This window comes from Agrococcus sp. Marseille-P2731 (assembly GCF_900117395.1).
In the GTDB taxonomy this organism is placed as follows: Bacteria; Actinomycetota; Actinomycetes; order Actinomycetales; family Microbacteriaceae; genus Agrococcus.
In genome coordinates, this window is sequence record NZ_FPEG01000003.1 from 360,598 (window position 1) to 378,790 (window position 18,193).

Below are 18,193 nucleotides of genomic sequence, written 5' to 3' on the forward strand. Positions count from 1 at the left end.
GGTCTCAGCCGACGAGCGCCGCCACCTGCCGCGCGATCTCGAGCTCCTCGTCGGTGGGCACGACCCACACCTCGATCGCGGAGCCCGCTGCTGAGATGCAGCGCTCGCCGCGCCCGGCGTTGCGCTCCGGGTCGATGACGATGCCGAGGCCCTCAAGACCGGAGAGCGCTGCGGTGCGCACCGCTGGCGAGTTCTCGCCGATGCCGGCGGTGAAGGCGATCGCGTCGGTCCGGCCGAGGTGCGCGAGGTAGGCGCCGACGGTGCCGCGCAGCCGGTGCGCGACGATCTCGAGCGCTTCGACCGCGCGCGGGATGCCCGCGTCGGCAGCCTGCTGCACGTCGCGCATGTCGCCGGTGCCCGTGAGCCCGAGCAGCCCGGAGCGCTTGTTGAGCAGCGTGTCGATCTCGTCGATCGACATGCCGGCCGTGCGGTGCAGGTGGAAGATCACGCCCGGGTCGATGTCGCCTGAGCGGGTGCCCATCACGAGGCCGGCGAGCGGCGTCATCCCCATGGACGTCTCGATGCTCTCGCCGCCGCGCACCGCGGTCGCCGAGGCGCCGTTGCCGAGGTGCAGCAGGATCGTGTTGACCTGCTCGAGCGGCTTGCCGAGCAGCTCGGCCATGCGTCGGGAGACGAACTGGTGGCTCGTGCCGTGGAAGCCGTACTTGCGGATGCGGTGGTCGGCCGCGACCCGCTCGTCGATCGCGTAGCGATGGGCGGCGGGCGGGATCGTCAGGTGGAAGGCCGTGTCGAAGACGGCGACGTGCGGGAAGCCGGGGAACGTGGCGCGAGCAGAGCGGATGCCCTGGAGGTTCGCGGGGTTGTGGAGTGGTGCGAGCGGGGCGAGGTCGTCGATCTGCTGGGCGACGTCGTCGTCGATGAGCACGGCGCGATCGAAGCGGGCGCCGCCCTGCACGACGCGATGCCCGATGCCGATCAGCTGCGCCTCGTCGAGGTCGGGGCCGTGGGCGTCGAACTGCCGCAGCACCCAGCCGAAGGCATGGGCGTGATCGGTGATGACGCGCTGCTCGACCACGTCGTCGCGGCCGGGCACCTGGTGCATCGCGCGACCGGTGGTCTCGCCGATGCGCTCGATGAGCCCGCTCGCGAGCGCCTCGCCGGAGTCGACGGCGACCAGCTGGTACTTGAGGCTGGACGAGCCGGCGTTGATGACGAAGACGGATGCGCTCACGCTGGCCCCTCCCCCGCGCCCGCGGACGTCGCGCCCTGGGCCTGGATCGCGGTGATCGCGATCGTGTTGACGATGTCGCTCACGAGCGCCCCGCGGGAGAGGTCGTTCACCGGCTTGTTCAGCCCCTGCAGCACCGGGCCGATCGCGAGCGCGCCGGCCGACCGCTGCACGGCCTTGTAGGTGTTGTTGCCCGTGTTGAGGTCCGGGAAGACGAAGACCGTGGCCCGTCCGGCCACCTGCGACTCGGGCATCTTCTTCTGCGCGACGGCCGCATCCGCCGCCGCGTCGTACTGGATCGGGCCCTCCACCGCCAGCTCAGGCGCCCGCTCGCGCACCAGCGCGGTCGCCGCGCGCACGCGGTCGACCTCTGCTCCTGTGCCCGACTCGCCGGTCGAGTAGGAGAGCATCGCGACCCGGGGCTCGATGCCGAAGTCGCGCGCCGTCTGCGCCGAGGAGATCGCGATGTCCGCGAGCTCCTCGACGGTCGGCTCGGGGATCACCGCGCAGTCGCCGTAGACGAGCACGCGATCGGCGAGGGCCATGAGGAACACGCTCGAGACGACCGAGACACCCGGCTTCGTCTTGATCGTCTCGAACGAGGGCTTGATCGTGTGAGCCGTGGTGTGCGCGGCGCCGGAGACCATGCCGTCGGCGTCGCCGGTGTGCACCATCAGTGTGCCGAAGTAGCTCACGTCGAGCAGTCGCTCCATCGCCTGCTCGATCGTGACGCCCTTGTGGGCGCGCATGCGCTGGTACTCGGCGGCATACTTCGGCCGCAGCTCGTCGTCGTCGGTCGCGACGATGCGGGCGCGCGCGAGGTCGAGCCCGAGGCTCGCGGCGCGCTGGCGGATCGCGGGCTCGTCGCCGAGGATCGTGAGCTCGGCGATGCCGCGCGCCAGCACGGTCGAGGCGGCCTGCAGGATGCGGTCGTCATCTCCCTCGGGGAGCACGATGTGGCGCACGCTCTGACGCGCGCGCTCGATGAGGCTGTGCTCGAAGATGAGCGGCGTCACGACGTCGGTCGTCGCGACCTCGAGGCGCTCGAGCAGCGCCGCGGCGTCGACGTGCTGCTCGAACAGCGCGAGCGCCGAGTCGCGCTTGCGCTGCGTGCCGTCGATCAGCGAGCCGCGCGTCGTCGCGATGCGCCTGGCTGTCTCGTAGGTGCCGTGCGGGCTCGTGCCGATCGGCAGCTCGAGGTCGAGGCCGTCGAGCAGGCGCTGCACCGCCGGGTGCAGCTCGAAGCCGCCGTTCAGGATGATGCCCGCGATCGACGGGAACGTGTCGGACTGCTGCGCGAGCAGCGTGCCCACCACGACGTCGGAGCGATCGCCCGGCATGACCAGGATGCCGCCCTCGATGAGGCGCTCGAGCACGTGCTCCATCGACATGCCCGCGACGACGGTGCCGAGCGACTCGCGCGCCAGCAGCTCGGCGTCGCCGCGCAGCAGGGTCGCTTCGGTCGCCGCGAAGAGCGCGCCGACGCTCGGCGCGCTCAGCAGGGCGTCCTCGGGGATCGACCAGATCGGCACTCCCTCCGGCGCCGCATCCGCCACCGATCCGGGGATCGCGTCGATCGCCGACGGCTCTGCGCGATTCACGACGATGCCGGCGATGGATGCGTGGGCCTGCGCGAGCTCTGTCGTCGTCACGTCCGCGAGCTGGCGCAGCTGGTCGGCGCTTCGAGGCGCATCGGTCTCGGGGTCGCGACCACCGAGCACCAGCAGCACGGATGCGCCGAGGTTGGCGGCGACGCGCGCGTTGAAGCCGAGCTCGGTCGGACTGCCCACGTCGGTGTAGTCGGAGCCGACGATGACGATGGCGTCGAACCGCTCGTCGATGCGGTGATAGCGGTCGACGATGGTTGCGAGGGCAGCCTCGGCGTCGTCGTGCACCGCGGCGTAGGTGGTGCCGATCGCCTCGTCGTAGTCGAGGTCGACCGCCTCGTGCGCGAGCAGCAGCTCGAGCACCTCGTCGCGCTGCTGCTCGGAGCGCGCGACCGGTCGGAAGACTCCGACGCGCTCGACCCGGCGGCTGAGCGCTTCGACGAGCCCCAGCGCGACGATCGACTTGCCTGCGTGGCCTTCGGGGGAAGCGATGACGATTCGGGTCGGCACGGCTTCAGGCTAGCCCGCCGACCTTAGGTCACGAAACGGTAACGCTTGGCTCACCGCCATATCGGCCCACCACAGCCCGAGCATAGATTCGAGCGCATCCGCCCCGTCTCTTCGGGGCTTCGTCACGAACGAAGGATCACCTGTGATTTCACACACCACTAGGCGTGTGCGTCTTCGCCGTGGCCTCGCACTCACAACTGCCCTCGCGCTCAGCGCGGGGGCATCTGTGCTCGGTGCGGCCGCGGCCGGCGCAGCGCCGATCGAGCAGCAGCGCTCGATCGACACGAGCGGATTCGAGAGCGGGCGCTACATCGTCGTGCTCGACAACGATCCGCTCGCGACCTACCGAGGGGGGCTGCCGAACCTGGCTCGCACCGCTCCGCTGGGGGATGCGGACATCGACGTCTCGACCTCGGCAGCGACCGCGTACGCCCAGCACCTCGAGAGCCAGCAGACCGCTGTCGCCAGCTCGATCGGCGCGGAGGTCGCCGCGAGCCTGACGGTGACGATGAACGGCTTCATCGCCGACCTGTCGGCCGAGCAGGCGCTCGACCTCGCCAGCGACGGTCGCGTCTCGCAGATCTTCCCGGACGAGATCCTCCAGGTCACCGCGAGCCCCGCCAACGAGTTCCTCGACCTCGAGGGCCTCTGGGCCGAGGTCGGCGGCGTCGACGAGGCCGGAGCCGGAGTCGTCGTCGGTGTCATCGACACGGGCATCGCGCCCGAGAACCCGCTCTTCGCCGGCGAGCCGCTCGGCACCACGCCGGGCGCCGAGCCCTACTGGGACGGCGACGCCATCGTCTACGAGAAGGGCGACGGCAACACCTTCTCCGGTGCCTGCGAGACCGGCACCCAGTTCACCGTCGAGGACTGCTCGACGAAGATCATCACGGCGCGCTACTTCGTCGACGGCTACGGCACCGCCGACCTCGGCTCCGAGGACCAGGTCCCGGGCGAGTACGTGTCGCCGCGCGACGGCGACGGCCACGGCTCGCACACCGCGTCGACCGCGGCCGGCAACGCCGAGGTCGCGATCACGTCCGCTGGTGGTGAGGACCTCGGCACCATGTCGGGCGTCGCCCCCGAGGCGCGCATCGCCGCGTACAAGGCCTGCTGGTCGGGTCCCGACCCGACGACCACCGATGACGACGGCTGCTCCAGCAGCGACCTCGTGGAGGCGATCGACCAGGCCGTGATCGACGGCGTGGACGTCATCAACTACTCGATCGGTGGCGGCGCAGCCACCTCGGTCGCCACGGCCACGGACGTCTCGTTCCTCGGTGCTGCGGCTGCCGGTGTCTTCGTCTCGGTCTCGGCCGGCAACAGCGGCCCGGACGCATCGACGCTCGACCACGCAGCTCCGTGGTACACCACGGTCGCCGCTTCCAGCGTCCCGAACTACGAGGCGACCGTCGTCCTCGAGGGCGACGTCCGCCTCCCGGGCGGATCGATCACGGTCCCCATGGGCGAGGACGCCGAGCCCATCACCGGGCCGTTCGTCTACGCCGGCGACATCGCTGCAGCGGGCGCTGACCCCGCTGAGGCGGCACTCTGCATCGCGGACACGCTCGACCCGGCACTCGCTGCCGACAGCATCGTGCTCTGCGACCGCGGCGTGAACGCGCGCGTCGACAAGTCCGCCGAGGTCGAGGCCGCTGGCGGCATCGCCGCAGTGATCGTCAACGTCACGCCGGGCTCGATCGACCTCGACGACCACGTCATCCCGACCGTGCACCTCGATGCCCAGTACCGCGACCAGCTCCTGGCTGCGGCGCAGGCGGACGGCGCGACGGTCACGCTCGAGGCTGGCAACAGCTCGGGCATCGCGACTCCCGCGCCCGTCGTGGCGGGCTTCTCGTCGCGCGGCCCGGCGCTCGCGGATGGCAGCGACGTCATCAAGCCCGATGTCGCCGCCCCCGGTGTCGGCATCATCGCGGCCGGCCCCAACCCGGCCGACGGCGAGCCGAGCTTCGCACTGCTCTCCGGCACGTCGATGGCCGCACCGCACGTCGCGGGCCTCGGCGCGATCTACCTGGGCGCGCACCCCAACGCCACCCCGGCAGAGGTCAAGTCGGCGCTCATGACGACGGCGACGGACACGCTGAACGATGACGGCACGGAGTCGACGGATGTGTGGGCACAGGGCGCAGGCCACGTGAACACGCAGTCGATGCTCGATGCCGGCCTCATCTACCAGAACGGCACCGCCGACTGGTACGGCTACCTCCGCGGGATCGGCTACGGCCTGCCCGACGCGTGGGTCGGCTCGCCGATCGATCCGAGCGACGTGAACATCGCGTCGATCGCGATCGGCTCGCTCGCCGGCATGCAGACGGTGACCCGCACGGTCACGGCGCTCGAGGCGGGTTCGTACACCGCGTCGGTCACCGATGTCCCGGGAGTCGACGTCGAGGTCTCGCCCTCGACGCTGACCTTCGACGCAGCGGGTGACACCGCCACCTTCGAGGTGACGTTCACCACTGAGGACGCCCCGCTGGCCTCCTGGTCGACGGGTTCGCTCACTTGGACCAGCGCGGAGCACACCGTGCGCTCGCCGCTGGCGGTCCGCCCGGTCGCCGTCGCGGTGCCCGAGTGGGTCGAGGGCATGGGCACGTCGGGTGAGACGCCGATCTCCGGTGTCTCCGGTCTCGCTGGTGAGATCGAGCTCCAGGCGAACGGCCTCGTGCCGTTCGAGGAGTTCGTGACCGGTGGCGGCGTCGAGGGCCAGGTCCTCGACTTCCCGCTCGAGATCCCCGCGGGCGAGCTCGCTCGCTACTTCTCGCTGGACGCCGACGACAACACCGCTGACCTCGACCTCTACGTGCAGCGCATGCAGAACGGCAACCCGGTGGAGCAGTGGGTCGGCGGCACCGCGGCAGCCGACGAGCAGGTCCTCCTGGAGGACCCGCAGGCCGGCACCTACCGCGTGCGCGTCGTCATCTTCGCCGAGGGCGGCGAGGGGGCACCGGTCAACTTCACGGTCGACCAGGTGGCCGTCACGCCCGGTCAGCAGGAGGGCTCGTTCACGACGGACCCCACCTCGCTGACGGGTGAGATCGCAGCACCCTTCTCCTTCACGGCGGAGTGGCGGGGTCTCGACCTCGACCGCGAGTACCTCGGCCTGATCGGGTACAACGACTCGGAGGAGCGGACCTACGTCCACGTCACGAGCGGCGAGGTGGCCATGCCGGCGCCTGACCGCATCGCGGGCGGCAACCGCTTCGAGACCGCTGTCGCGATCTCGCAGCAGGGCTACCCGGAGGGTGCGGACGTCGTCTACATCGCCAGCGGCCAGAAGTTCCCGGACGGGCTGGCGGCGGCTCCCGCTGCTGCTCGCGAGGATGCTCCGCTGCTGCTGACGATGGCCAACGAGCTGTCGGACGCGGTCGTCGAGGAGATCGAGCGCCTGTCGCCCGATCGCATCGTGATCGTGGGCGCTGAGCCCTCCGTCTCGGCGGCAGTCGCCGACCAGCTCGCTGACATGGCGGCCACGGTCGACCGCGTCGGCGGCGTCAACCGCTTCGAGACCAGCCGTCTCATCGCGGAGTACGCCTTCGAGGGCTCGGCGAACGCGTTCATCGCGACCGGTCGCAACTTCCCCGACGCCCTGTCGGCGGGAGCTGCTGCTGGCTCGATCGACGCGCCGATCCTCCTGGTGGACGGCATGGCAGCAGGCGTCGACGAGGCCACCATGGCCGAGCTCGACCGCCTGGGCGCGCAGAACGTGTACCTGCAGGGAGACCAGCGCTCGATGTCGAACGGCATCGAGCTGGACTTCGACAACGCAGGCCACGTCGTGCACCGCTTCGCCGGCGCGAACCGCTTCCAGACGGCAGTGCTCGTCAACCAGGCGTTCTTCACGGCGCCGGTGCCGGCGATGTACATCGCCAGCGGCATGAAGTTCCCGGATGCCCTGAGCGCCTCAGCGCTCGCGGCCTCCGAGGGTGCGCCGCTGTACCTGGCGCAGCCGACGTGCATCGACTCGCAGATCGTCACGGAGAGCCTGCGACTCGACCAGCCGCCGGTCTTCCTGCTCGGTGACGAGAACACGCTGTCGGCTGAGGTCGCGGAGTACGCGATCTGCGGCTAGCAGCGCAGTAGGAGCGGGGGCGGGGACTTCGGTTCCCGCCCCCGTTCCTCGTGGGGCTAGAATCGCAGGGTTGGCCTCGCGAGGCCGGCACGGAGGATTCGCCTAGTGGCCTATGGCGCACGCTTGGAAAGCGTGTTGGGTGCAAGCCCTCAGGGGTTCGAATCCCCTATCCTCCGCCACGCGTGAAGAAGCGGGACATCCTGAGCGATGTCCCGCTTCTTCGTCTGCGGCCGGCGGCATCCTCCGGCCCTCGACACGCGCTACAGGTGCGCTCCGCAGCGCCGGGCGGCGAGCACGGCGAGGGTGCGCGTCGTGGCGATCAGCTCGTCGATCTGCACCTGCTCGCGCGGCGCGTGGGCGTAGCGCACGTCGCCGGGGCCGTAGTGCAGCGTGGGGATGCCCCCCATCCCCGCGTACAGCCGGAGGTCGCTGCCGTAGGGCGCTCCGGTGAGGCCCGCCTCGCGGTGCTCGATGTGCCGGATCGCGCCGATCACCTCGTCGACGAGCGGGTGCGCTGCGTCGAGCTGTCCGCTCGCGAACTGCCCGCCGGGCCAGGTGACGTGCACGGGGTGATCGCGAAGCCACGCATCACGCTCGCAGGCTGCGGCGACCGCTCGCTCCAGGGCTGCCCGAGCACCTGCGACCGGCTCCCCCAGCTGCACGCCCAGGCGCCCCTGGGCGACCAGCAGGTCTGGCACGCTGCTCGCCCAATCGCCGGCTCGCACGGTGCCGATCGAGATCGGATACGGCAGCGGGTTGCCGTCGAAGAGACGATCCGGATGCGCGTTGCGCGCACGCTCGAGGTCGAGCAGAGCAGCGTGCACGGGCAGGAAGGCGTCGATGGCGCTGTAGCCGCTCAGCCGCGCGCTGCCGTGCGCGGCGCGGCCGGCGATGCGCAGCTCGAAGGTCAGCGCGCCCGCGTTGCCCACCACGAGGTCGCTGCTCGTCGGCTCGGTGATGATGGCCGCCTCACCGCGGTGACCGCGCAGGATGGTCGCGAACGCGCCCAGGCCGCCGTCCTCCTCGCCGACGACGGAGTGCAGCGCGAACGAGCGCTCGAGCCGCACACCGGATGCGACGAGCGCGCGGGCGACGGCCAGGTTCGCCGCAGCACCCGCCTTCATGTCGCAGGCGCCGCGGCCGTGGACGCCACCGCCGCGGATGGCGCCGCTGAAGGGATCCCGGTCCTGCCACCTGTCGAGGTCGCCGGTCGGGACGACATCCACGTGCGCCTGCAGCACGAGCGCGGGCACGCCACCGGCATCGCCCAGCACGCCGACCACGCCGTAGCCCTCGGTGCGCGGCGCCTCGGTGCCGGGGAAGTCGGGATGGCCAGCCAGGCCGTCGAGGTCCAGCTTCCAGGCGTCGACGTCGAAGCCGAGCGTCGCCAGCCGACGCGCATGCTGGTGCTGGAGCTCGGACTCGGCGTCCGACCCCGTCACGCTCGGCACTCGGATGAGGTCGACGAGGTCGCCGACGAGCGCGTCGACATCGATCGCGTCGAGCACGCGGGCCTCCGCCGCGGCGCGGGTCGTCGGCGAGGCGGAGTCGAGGGTGAGGCCAGGGCGCGGGGAGGTCACGTGGTGAACCTAGTTCGACGTCAGCCCTCGACGGAATAGCGCGATCTCGTAAGCATCGACATAGGATCTATGACGTGCTCCAGCCGCAGCAGCTCCGCGTGCTCGTCGCGATCCGCGAACAGGGTTCGCTGACCGCAGCCGCGGCGTCGATGGGCTACGGCGTGCCGACGATCGCGCATCACCTGTCGTCGCTCGAGCGGCACTTCCGTGCCCGACTCGTGGAGCGCGACCGTCGCGGTGCGCGGCTCACCCCGCTCGGTGCGGTGCTGGTCGAGGAGGCGGTGCAGATCCTCGCGCGGCTCGAGCAGGCCGAGCGGCTCGTCACGACCCAGCGCGACCAGGGGCTCACGACCATCCGCATCGGCACCTTCGCCTCGATGGGGTCCCAGCTGCTCCCCCGAGCCATCCGCAGCCTCCGATCGCGGATGCCGGTGCAGGTCGAGGTGGTCGAGGCCGAGCCCACCGGGGTGGTGCAGCTGCTGCAGGCCGGGGAGATCCACGCCGGCCTGATCTACGACTCCGCCGAGGACCCCGCCTTCACCTCACCGGAGCTGCGGATGCAGGTGCTGCTCGAGGAGCGCTACCGGGTGCTCGTCGCAGGCGGCACCGAGCAGCACGACGACGTCGCGATGGACATCGCCGCGCTCGCGGATGCCGACTGGATCTGCAGCCGGCACGAGTCCGAGACCTCGGACCGCGTGCTGCGGCGCGTGGGGCGCAGCCTCGGCTTCGAGCCGCGCGTCCTCATGCGCACCGACGACCTCAACATGATCCACGGCCTCGTCGCCGAGGGACTGGCATGCACGATCATCGCGCCGAGCGCGGTGGACACCAGGTTCGCGGTTCGCGCGCTCCCCGCCGTCCAGAGCCTCGATGTGCGCCGCACCCTGTTCGTCCGCCCCAGGACGACCTCGCCGCGCGCGGTGGTGGAGCTGCAGCGCATCCTGGTGGACGTGCTGCACGCGCAGGTGGCGTGACCCGGCTCAGCGTCGCCGGTTGCGGAAGATCCCGCGCACCACGTCGCGGATCATCGCCTGCCCCGAGCGGGAGCCGAGGAAGTCGGTGACGATGTTGCCGCCGGCTGGCTGCTGCGTCCTGCCGGTGCTGCGCGGGCGGTTGCGCTTCGCCTCCGCCTCGAGGCGCTCGGCCTCCTCCTGCGCGGCCTCCCTGGCCGCCGCATCCTGCTCCGCCTTCTGCGCGGCCTGCAGCTTGGCCTGCAGCATCTCGTAGGCGGATTCGCGGTCGACCGCCTCGCCGTACTTCGGCAGCAGCGGCGATGCCTGCACCGAGCGCTGGATCTCGGCGACGGGCGTGGGATCCATCGAGCCCTGCGGCGCGCGCATCCGCGTCCACGCCACGGGCGAGGGTGCTCCGCGCTCGTTCATCACCGTGACGATCGCCTCGCCGATGCCGAGCGTCGTCAGCACCTGCTCGAGGTCGTACTCGCTGGTGGGATAGGTGCGCACCGTCGCCCGCAGCGCCTTCTCGGCGTCTGGCGTGTGCGCGCGCAGCTGGTGCTGCACGCGCGACCCGAGCTGCGCGAGCACGTCGGCGGGCACGTCCTTGGGCGTCTGCGTGACGAAGAAGATGCCGACGCCCTTCGAGCGGATCAGCCGCACCGTCTGCACGATCGCCGCCAGGAAGTCCTTCGAGGCGTCCTTGAACAGCAGGTGCGCCTCGTCGAAGAAGAACACGAGCCGGGGCTTCTCGACGTCGCCGACCTCGGGGAGATCCTCGAACAGGTCGGCGAGCAGCCACATGAGGAAGGTCGAGAACAGCGCCGGCTGATCGGCCACCCCCGGCACCTCGAGCAGGCTGATGACGCCGCGACCCTCGGGCGTCGTGCGCAGCAGCTCTCGAGTGTCGAAGTCGGGCTCGCCGAAGAAGACGTCGGCGCCCTGCGCGCTGAAGGCGGTGATCTCGCGCAGGATCACGCCGGCGGTCTGCGGCGAGATGCCGCCGAGGCGCTTCAGCTCGGCCTTGCCCTCGTCGCCCGTCAGCCACAGGAGCAGCTCGCGCAGGTCCTTCAGGTCGACGAGCGGAAGCTTCGCCGCATCGGCGTAGGCGAAGACGATGCCCAGGCTGGACTCCTGGGTGTCGTTGAGGCCGAGCACCTTCGCCAGCAGGGTCGGGCCGAAGTCGAGCACCGTCGCCCGGATCGGCACCCCGTGGCCCACCCCGCCGAGGGCGAAGTACTCGACCGGCGCGGCGGCCGCCGCCCACGCCTGCCCGATGCCCGCAGTGCGGGCGAGCAGCTTGTCGCTCGAGGCCCCCGGCGTCGCGACACCGGAGAGGTCGCCCTTGATGTCAGCGGCGAAGACGGGCACGCCCGCCGCCGAGAGCTGCTCGGCGAGCACCTGCAGCGTCTTGGTCTTGCCCGTGCCGGTCGCGCCGGCGATGAGTCCGTGCCGGTTGACCATCTGCAGCGGGATGCGGATCTGCGTCGCAGCGTCGGCCTCGCCGTTGACGAGCGCGCCCATCTCGAGGGCCGGACCCTCGAACGCGTAGCCCAGGCGCACGGCGGCGACACCGTCGGGGCTCAGCGGACCGGTCACATCGTGCTCCTCGACGACCGTGCCCGGCTCGCTCGGCTCCCCGGGGTCGGCTGGCGCGGGCGCCGAGGGTGCGGGCTCGAAGTGCTCCTGCACGGGCGGCACCCGACCGGGGGCGACGTCCTCCGCGGGCCTCGGCGGGAGGTCTGCCTTCGCCCGCTCCTCGCTCGCCTGCAGCGCAGCCAGGCGCGCCTCGGCCTCGCGCTGCGCCGTCCTGGCCGCCTCGATCTCCGCCTGCAGCTGTGCGAGCTCATCCGTCATGCCGCAATCCTAGGCGCGCCGCTGGATGCTGCCCTGCGACCGACTCACTCGATCGGCGGCACGCTCCGAGGGCGCACGACGAGCCACAGCGCGCAGACCGCGAGCACGCCGCAGATCAGCATGATGGAGCCCATCGGGATCGCGTTCTGGATCTGGAAGAGCCCCACGATCGGGCTCACGAGGCCCGCGATCGACATGTTCAGGGCACCCAGCAGCGACGCCGCGGTGCCCGCCTCGCCCGAGTGCCCCGCGAGCGCCAGCGTCTGCACGCACGGCATCGACAGGCCGAAGGCGAAGGCGAACAGCGCGAGCGGCGGCACGAGCCCGACGATGCCGAGGCCTGCGACGTCCAGCGCGATGATGCCGGCCGCGCCGACCACGAGCAGCGCGGTCGAGACCGCCAGCACCCACTGCGCGCCGAAGCGATTGGCAGCTCGACCAGCGGTCTGCGTGCCGACGAGCACGCCCACCGAGCAGAGGGCGAACACGAGTCCGAACTCGCCCGGCGAGAAGCCGTAGACCTCCTGCAGCAGCAGCGAGGCGGTCGAGATGTAGGCGAACATGCCGCCGAAGATGCTCGCGCCGATGATCGCGACGCCGATGAAGACCCGGTCGGTCAGCACCGCTCGATAGCGCTGCCGCAGCGTCGAGTGGCCGGGCGCGTGCCGCAGCTGCGGCGGCAGCGTCTCGCGCAGGAACACCAGCTGCAGCACGATCACGAGCACGGCGTATGCCGCGAGGACCCAGAAGAGCCCGCGCCAGTGCATGATCCCCACGAGCCAGGAGCCGATGACGGGCGCGGCGATCGGGGCGATGCCGATCACGAGCGCGAGACGCGACAGCGCGGTCGTCAGCTGCTTGCCGCCGAACAGGTCGCGCACCATCGCCATGGCGACGACCGTGCCCGCGGCAGCGCCGAAGCCCTGGATCACCCGCATGAGCGAGAGCGTCACGATGTCGGGCGCCATCGCGACCGCGACGCTCGCGAGCACGTGCACGCTCGTGGCGATCAGCAGCGGCCTGCGCCGCCCGATGCGATCCGAGAGCGGCCCGACCACGAGCTGCCCGAAGGCGAACCCCAGGGTCGTGGCCGACAGCGTCAGCTGCACCGCCGCATCCGTCGTGCCGAAGTCCTCCTTCACCGCCGGGAACGCCGGCAGGTAGAGGTCGATCGTGAACGGCCCGAGGCCGGCGAGCAGGCCAAGGACGATCAGCGTCGTGACGCGGCGGCGCCTGGTGTACTGCGCGCCCGGCTGTGCGGCGCTCACTCGTGCGTGAGGCGCAGCGGCACCTCGTGGCGGGACGCGACGCGCTCCTCGCCCGTCGCTGCGTCGTGCTCGAAGACGACGCGGCCGTCGATCAGGACCGTGCGGGGTCGCGCCATCGGGTCCATCCAGTCGCCGCTCCACACGACGATGTCGGCACGCTTGCCGACCGCGAGCGAGCCGACCTCGTCGGCGACGCCCAGCACCCGCGCGGGGTTGATCGTGATGGCCCGCAGCGCCGTCTCGCGATCGAGCCCTTCGCGGACGGCGAGGGATGCCTGGTGCACGAGGAACGAGATCGGGATCACCGGGTGGTCGGTGATGATCGAGATCTCGACGCCCGCCTGCGCGAGCTTGCCGGGGTTGGAGATCGAGCGACCGCGCAGCTCCATCTTCGACTTGGTCGTGAAGAGCGGGCCGATCAGCACCGGCACGCCGCGCTCGGCGAGCAGGTCGGCGACCACGTGCGCCTCGGTGCCGTGATCGATGACGAGGTCGTAGCCGAACTCGGCCTGGATGCGCAGGGCCGTGACGATGTCATCGGCGCGGTGCGCGTGCTGCCGCCACGGGATCTCGCGGTCGAGCACCTTCACGAGCGCCTCCATCGTCAGGTCGACGTCGTGGCGCTTGTCGTTGTCGGGGTCGGCCTTGCGACGCCGGTAGCTCTGCGCCGCCACGAAGGCGTCGCGGATCACCTTGGCCGTGCCGAGGCGCGTCGAGGGCATGATCTTCTTCTCGCCGTAGACCCGCTTGGGGTTCTCGCCGAGCGCGCTCTTCACGCCGGCGGGCTCGCGGAGCACCATGTGGTCGACGATGCGGCCGTGGGTGTGCAGCGTGGTCGCCTGGCCGCCGATCGGGTTGCCGGAGCCCGGGTTGACGTTGACGGTCGTCACACCGCCCGCCAGCGCCAGGTCGAAGCCCTCGTCGAAGGGGTCGATCGCGTCGACCGTGCGCACGCCCGCCGTGTTGGGGTTCGTCATCTCGTTCGTGTCGCTCGCGCCGGGGCCGTCGCCCTCGGGGTGCACGCCGAGGTGCACGTGCGCGTCGACGAGGCCGGGCGTGACCTGCGCCCCCTCGACGTCGAGCACGGTGGCATCCGCCGGCACAGCGACGTCGGCGCCGAGCTCGGCGATCCTCCCGTCGCGCACCAGCACGGTGCCCTCGAACTCGTCGCCCTCGACGGGCACGACACGGGCGTTGACGATGGCGAGCAGCATGATCCCTCTTCCTGTCAGACAGCGAGTTCCAGCCTACGCCTGATTAGCCCGACGAACGATTCCCGACTGCCTCGCCCCGTCCGCCCAGCAGGCTCCCACCGGGCTGCGCCAGGGTGGGGCGCAGAGACGGACGGGGATGCGGTGACAGCACGGGCGATGAGCGAGCGCTCGAGCGACCCCGCAGCGGCACTCGCTGCGGGCATGCGCCTCTGGGCGGGCGTCGCAGCCATCGCCGGCGGCCTGCTCGCCGCCGGAGCGTGGCTGCCGCAGGTCTCGGGCGCCGCCGAGATGCTGCTGGGCATCGGATCGGCCGCGGCCATGCTGGCCTCGACGCTGCTGCTCATCACCGCGCTGCTCGGCAGGCGAACGCGGCTCGGCTGGGCCAGGCTCGGCGGCATCGCGCTCATCGTCTTCCACTGCTGGTGGCTCGTCGCGTGGGCGACGCCGCTGCTGCTCGGCGACCCGGACGCCGCGCCGAACGACGCCGGAGCGCTCGTGCGGCAGCTCGTGGGGCTCGCGGCCGCGACCGCGATCGCCGCGCGCTGGCCGGTCTCGGGATTCGACCGCTGGTCGATGTTCCTCGTGGTCGCGTGCGACGTCCTCACGACCTACGGATGGGTCGCAGCGGCCTTCGGGAGCATGGCGGCCTTCGGGGCGCTCACGCTCACCTTGCCGCTGGCCCTCGTCGCCTTCGGCGCCGGTCACGCAGTCAGCGGGCTGCGCGCGGGCCGCGCCGCCCATCCGGCGCCCGCGTGACGACCGCGCGACCGCGCACCGGCGACGGCCTCAGTCGTCGAAGTGCTCCTCGAGGCGGGTGAGGCAGTCCTGCCAGCCCTCGCGCAGCGGCTCGAGCTCGTCGAGCGGGCCGGTCTGCGTGACGCGCACGTGCGTGCCGTCGCCGAGCTCGTCGAACTCGATCACGACGAGGTCCTCGCGCTGGTCGCCGCCCTCGTAGTTGCTCATCCAGTCCCAGAGGAGCACGATGCGCTTGGCCTCGTCGAGCTGCAGGAACCGCCCCTGCACGCCGAAGCCGCCCGTGGCGGTGCGGAACCGGTAGCTGCCGCCCTCGCGCGCATCCACCTCGTAGCTCGTGTCGCCGAACATCGGCCACCACCACTGCTCGAAGCCCTCGGCCGTCGTCCAGAGCTCCCACACCGCATCCGCCGAGGCCATCACGAAGGCCTCGATCTCGGTGCGCTCGACCTCGTCGGGGATCTCGATTCGCTCGCTCATGCCGCAACGCTAGCCCTGGAGACCAGGCGCCGCACTATCGTGGGTCCGTCTGGCCCAGTGCGCCCCCGACGAGAGGCCCCGCATGCCCGTGCTCCCCGCCACTGACGGCGCCACCCGCTCCGAGCGGCTCGACCACCTGCCCTTCACCCGCAAGCACGGCCGCCTGCTCGGCACCTCCGGCATCGGCTGGGCGCTCGACGCGATGGATGTGGGGCTCATCGCCTTCGTCATCGCGGCGCTCGGCGAGCAGTGGGGGCTGACCGGCGCCGACAAGGGCTGGATCGCGTCGGTCGGCTTCATGGGCATGGCGCTCGGCGCGACCCTCGGCGGACTGCTCGCCGACCGCATCGGCCGCCGCAGCGTCTTCGCGCTGACGCTGCTCGTCTACGGGCTCGCGACCGGAGCCTCGGCGCTCGTCGGCTCGCTCGCGGCGCTGCTGGTGCTGCGGTTCGTCGTGGGGCTCGGCCTCGGTGCCGAGCTGCCCGTCGCCTCCACGCTCATCAGCGAGTTCGCGCCCAAGCGCATCCGCGGCCGCGTCGTCGTGTGGCTGGAGGCCTTCTGGGCGGTCGGCTGGATCGCGGCGGCCGTCATCGGCACCTTCGTCGTCGGCACCTCCGACGACGGGTGGCGATGGGGCCTCGCCATCGGCATGGCGCCGGCGCTGTTCTCGATCGTGGTGCGCTGGGGCATGCCCGAGTCGGTGCGGTTCCTCGAGTCGAAGGGCCGCTTCTCGGAGGCGGAGCGCACCGTGCGCCCCTTCGAGGAGGCGGCGGGCATCGCCGCACCGAGCTCGCTGCCCGACCTCGAGCCGAGCGCAGCCGTCCAGCAGGGCACGGCGGATGCGGTGCAGGCGACCGCGGGCGAGCCGCGGGTGTCGATCTGGTCGCCGGCGCTCCGCCGCCGCACCATCGCGCTGTGGACCGTCTGGTTCTGCATCAACTTCTCGTACTACGGCGCGTTCATCTGGATCCCGTCGCTGCTGGTCGAGCAGGGCTTCTCGCTCGTGCGCTCCTTCGAGTTCACGCTCATCATCACGGTCGCGCAGCTGCCGGGCTACGCGGTCGCCGCGTTCCTGATCGAGCGCTGGGGCAGGCGGCCGACGCTCACGGCCTTCCTGATCGGCTCTGCGCTCGCCGCAGCCTGGTACGGCACGGCATCCACCGAGGCGATGATCATCGCGGCCGGCTGCACCCTGTCGTTCTTCAACCTCGGTGCGTGGGGCGCGCTCTACGCCATCGGGCCGGAGCTCTACCCGACGAACGTGCGCGGCACGGGCACGGGCGCAGCCGCGGGCTTCGGCCGCATCGCATCGATCCTGGCGCCGCTCGCCGTGCCGCTGCTGCTGGGCAGCGGCGGCGGCTCGCTGCTGCTCTTCGGGGTCTTCGCGGCCGCGTTCACGATCGCGGCGGTCGCCGCCTGGACCCTCCCCGAGCTGCGCGGCAGGTCGCTCGAGTGACGGCGGGCGCGACGGCCGCCGCTCCCGCCGCTACCTGAGCGCGTCGAGCGCCTGCCGCAGGTCCGCGACCAGGTCGTCAGCGTCCTCGAGGCCGACGGAGAGCCGCAGCAGGTCCTCGGGCACGGCCAGCTCGGTGCCCTGCACCGACGCGTGCGTCATCTCCGACGGATAGCAGACGAGCGACTCGATGCCCCCGAGCGACTCCGCGAGCTGGAAGAGCCGCGTGCCACCCACGAGCTCGTGCACGGCCGGCACTCCCCCGCGCAGCTGCAGCGACACCATGCCCCCGAAGCCGCGCATCTGCCGCTGCGCGAGCGCGTGCTGCGGGTGGTCGGGCAGCCCCGGGTAGTGCACGGCGGCGACGGCCGGGTGGCCGACGAGCGACTCGGCGACCGCCTGCGCGTTCGCGCAGTGCCGCTCGACGCGCACGGCGAGGGTCTTGAGCGAGCGGCTCGTCAGCCAGGCATCGAACGGGCTGTTCACCGCGCCCACCGCGAACTGCTGGAACCCGACGCGCTCCGCGAGCGCCGCATCCGCCGTCGCCACCGCACCGCCGACGAGGTCGGAGTGGCCGCCGATGTACTTCGTGGTCGAGTGCACGACGGCGTCGGCGCCGAGCGCGAGCGGCTGCTGCAGGTACGGCGTCGCGAAGGTGTTGTCGGCGACGACGACCGCTCCCGCGGCGTGCCCGATCTCGGCGAGGCCGGCGATGTCGGCGATCTTCATGAGCGGGTTCGAGGGCGTCTCGACCCACAGCACGCGAGTGTTCGGGCGCAGGGACGCGCGCACGGCATCGAGGTCTGAGGCGTCGGCCGTCGAGATCTCGATGCCCCACTGCGCGTGGATCTGCGAGACGAGGCGATGGGTGCCGCCATAGACGTCGTTGCCCATCAGCACGTGGTCGCCGGGCTTCAGCACCGCGCGCAGCAGGGCGTCCTCGGCCGCGAGGCCGGAGCCGAACGAGAAGGCGTGCGAGCCGCCCTCGAGGCTCGCGAGCTGCTGCTGCAGCGCATCGCGGCTCGGGTTGCCGCCGCGCGAGTACTCGTAGCCGTCGCGGAACCCGCCGACACCGTCCTGCACGAAGGTCGACGTCATGAAGATCGGCGGGATGACCGCGCCCGTGCGCGGGTCGAACGGCTGCCCGTCGTGGATCGCCCGCGTCGAGAAGCCGTGCGCCTCGGCTGCGGTGCGCGCTGCCTCGCGCGGGGCGGATGCGTTCGGCTCGGTCGTCAT

At 71.6% G+C, this 18,193-nt stretch carries 12 protein-coding genes and 1 tRNA gene; 5 read left to right on the forward strand and 8 right to left on the reverse strand.

Features of this window, described 5'->3' with window-relative positions; translation table 11 throughout:
- Positions 1 to 4: 4 nt before the first annotated feature.
- Together BQ6202_RS09885 and pta are read right to left on the reverse strand one after the other, a co-directional pair.
- Complete coding sequence (locus BQ6202_RS09885; RefSeq protein ID WP_072314302.1) at positions 5 to 1,192, reverse strand: acetate/propionate family kinase; 1,188 nt, start codon at positions 1,190 to 1,192, stop codon at positions 5 to 7.
- On the reverse strand, positions 1,189 to 3,306 hold the full coding sequence (gene pta, locus BQ6202_RS09890) for a phosphate acetyltransferase (protein ID WP_072314303.1): 2,118 nt from the start codon (positions 3,304 to 3,306) through the stop codon (positions 1,189 to 1,191). Before pta ends, BQ6202_RS09885 begins: the two co-directional genes overlap by 4 nt.
- A 226-nt stretch (positions 3,307 to 3,532) precedes the next feature.
- On the opposite strand from pta, the gene BQ6202_RS09895 reads away from it, so the two are divergent.
- Both BQ6202_RS09895 and BQ6202_RS09900 read left to right on the forward strand, forming a co-directional pair.
- Complete coding sequence (locus BQ6202_RS09895) at positions 3,533 to 7,396, forward strand: cell wall-binding repeat-containing protein (protein ID WP_072314304.1); 3,864 nt, start codon at positions 3,533 to 3,535, stop codon at positions 7,394 to 7,396.
- A 91-nt stretch (positions 7,397 to 7,487) separates the two neighbouring features.
- Positions 7,488 to 7,575, forward strand: a tRNA-Ser gene (locus BQ6202_RS09900).
- 81 nt (positions 7,576 to 7,656) lie between these two features.
- On the opposite strand, the gene BQ6202_RS09905 is transcribed toward BQ6202_RS09900, so the two are convergent.
- The gene (locus BQ6202_RS09905) at positions 7,657 to 8,976 is read right to left on the reverse strand and encodes an ArgE/DapE family deacylase (RefSeq protein ID WP_083587188.1); all 1,320 of its coding nucleotides are present in this window, start codon (positions 8,974 to 8,976) and stop codon (positions 7,657 to 7,659) included.
- A gap of 74 nt (positions 8,977 to 9,050) precedes the next feature.
- Here BQ6202_RS09905 and BQ6202_RS09910 point away from each other — a divergent pair, with 74 nt between their 5' ends.
- Positions 9,051 to 9,953, forward strand: coding sequence for a LysR family transcriptional regulator (locus BQ6202_RS09910; protein ID WP_072314305.1), 903 nt, complete (start codon positions 9,051 to 9,053; stop codon positions 9,951 to 9,953).
- Positions 9,954 to 9,959: 6 nt separating this feature from the next.
- On the opposite strand, the gene BQ6202_RS09915 is transcribed toward BQ6202_RS09910, so the two are convergent.
- From BQ6202_RS09915 to BQ6202_RS09925, 3 genes are read right to left on the reverse strand one after another with little or no spacing between them, the layout of a single operon-like run.
- On the reverse strand, positions 9,960 to 11,789 hold the full coding sequence (locus tag BQ6202_RS09915; protein ID WP_072314306.1) for a helicase HerA-like domain-containing protein: 1,830 nt from the start codon (positions 11,787 to 11,789) through the stop codon (positions 9,960 to 9,962).
- A gap of 44 nt (positions 11,790 to 11,833) precedes the next feature.
- Positions 11,834 to 13,057 carry a multidrug effflux MFS transporter gene (locus BQ6202_RS09920; RefSeq protein ID WP_072314307.1) on the reverse strand — a complete coding sequence of 408 codons (1,224 nt, stop codon included), beginning with the start codon at positions 13,055 to 13,057 and terminating at the stop codon, positions 11,834 to 11,836.
- Entirely contained in the window at positions 13,054 to 14,274 is a 1,221-nt protein-coding gene (locus BQ6202_RS09925) for an amidohydrolase (protein ID WP_143143713.1), read from the reverse strand. Before BQ6202_RS09925 ends, BQ6202_RS09920 begins: the two co-directional genes overlap by 4 nt.
- Positions 14,275 to 14,427: 153 nt before the next feature.
- Between BQ6202_RS09925 and BQ6202_RS09930 the strand changes: the two genes are divergently transcribed.
- A complete protein-coding gene (locus BQ6202_RS09930) occupies positions 14,428 to 15,027 on the forward strand; it encodes a hypothetical protein (protein ID WP_072314309.1) in 600 nt (199 codons plus the stop codon).
- A 30-nt stretch (positions 15,028 to 15,057) separates the two neighbouring features.
- On the opposite strand, the gene BQ6202_RS09935 is transcribed toward BQ6202_RS09930, so the two are convergent.
- The gene (locus tag BQ6202_RS09935) at positions 15,058 to 15,504 is read right to left on the reverse strand and encodes an SRPBCC family protein (RefSeq protein ID WP_072314310.1); all 447 of its coding nucleotides are present in this window, start codon (positions 15,502 to 15,504) and stop codon (positions 15,058 to 15,060) included.
- Between the two features lie 82 nt (positions 15,505 to 15,586).
- On the opposite strand from BQ6202_RS09935, the gene BQ6202_RS09940 reads away from it, so the two are divergent.
- Positions 15,587 to 16,960 carry an MFS transporter gene (locus BQ6202_RS09940; protein ID WP_072314311.1) on the forward strand — a complete coding sequence of 458 codons (1,374 nt, stop codon included), beginning with the start codon at positions 15,587 to 15,589 and terminating at the stop codon, positions 16,958 to 16,960.
- A 30-nt stretch (positions 16,961 to 16,990) separates the two neighbouring features.
- Here BQ6202_RS09940 and BQ6202_RS09945 read toward each other — a convergent pair whose 3' ends face one another.
- A complete protein-coding gene (locus tag BQ6202_RS09945) occupies positions 16,991 to 18,193 on the reverse strand; it encodes a cystathionine gamma-synthase (protein ID WP_072314312.1) in 1,203 nt (400 codons plus the stop codon).

Excerpts from the sequence above, each read along its gene's own strand:
- BQ6202_RS09915 (WP_072314306.1), bottom strand. The coding sequence starts at position 11,789 with ATGACGGATGAGCTCGCACAGCTGCAGGCGGAGATCGAGGCGGCCAGG.
- BQ6202_RS09930 (WP_072314309.1), top strand. The coding sequence starts at position 14,428 with ATGAGCGAGCGCTCGAGCGACCCCGCAGCGGCACTCGCTGCGGGCATG.
- BQ6202_RS09935 (WP_072314310.1), bottom strand. The coding sequence starts at position 15,504 with ATGAGCGAGCGAATCGAGATCCCCGACGAGGTCGAGCGCACCGAGATC.
- BQ6202_RS09940 (WP_072314311.1), top strand. The coding sequence starts at position 15,587 with ATGCCCGTGCTCCCCGCCACTGACGGCGCCACCCGCTCCGAGCGGCTC.
- BQ6202_RS09945 (WP_072314312.1), bottom strand. The coding sequence starts at position 18,193 with ATGACGACCGAGCCGAACGCATCCGCCCCGCGCGAGGCAGCGCGCACC.